At 54.4% G+C, this 603-nt stretch carries 1 protein-coding gene; it reads left to right on the top strand.

Features of this window, described 5'->3' with window-relative positions; translation table 11 throughout:
* Window positions 1–585 (top strand): IS3 family transposase (locus tag ACQ7JA_RS25005; protein WP_430902408.1); only part of this gene is annotated, 585 nt, incomplete at its 5' end.
* Window positions 586–603: the final 18 nt, after the last annotated feature.

The following is a 603-nucleotide window of genomic DNA, read 5'->3' as shown; positions in this document are numbered from 1 at the left end:
TACGCCAAGCGGAAATACAAACGCGGTGGCGCCCCTTCGCTGGTGGCTCCTAATCATCTACAGCGCCAATTCGACGTGCAGGAACCGAATCGGGTCTGGGTGACGGACATCACGTACATTCGCACTTACGAAGGCTGGCTTTATCTGGCCGTTGTACTGGACCTGTTTTCGCGTCAGGTGGTCGGCTGGTCGATGAGTTCTCGAATTGATCGCGAGCTGGCGATGAATGCGCTTTTGATGGCCGTCTGGCGTCGACAACCCAAGAATACGGTGATGGTGCATTCCGATCAGGGCAGTCAATTCAGTAGCTACGACTGGCGCGACTTCCTGGACGAGCATAACCTGCAGCAGAGCATGAGCCGACGTGGGAACTGTCATGATAACGCCGTGGCCGAGAGTTTCTTCCAGCTCCTAAAACGGGAACGAATCCGACGCAAGACCTACGGCACTCGGGAAGAGGCAAAGCAGGATGTCTTCGATTACATCGAGATGTTTTACAATCCCAAGCGCCGGCACAGCTTCAGCAATGACTTATCGCCGGTCGAGTATGAAAAGCAGTATTTCAAGCGGCTCGCGAGTGTCTAGGAAACTCGTGGCGATTCA

The organism is Massilia sp. BKSP1R2A-1, assembly GCF_050586525.1.
Lineage (GTDB): Bacteria > Pseudomonadota > Gammaproteobacteria > Burkholderiales > Burkholderiaceae_D > Telluria.
This window is presented reverse-complemented; position numbering and strand designations above follow the sequence as displayed.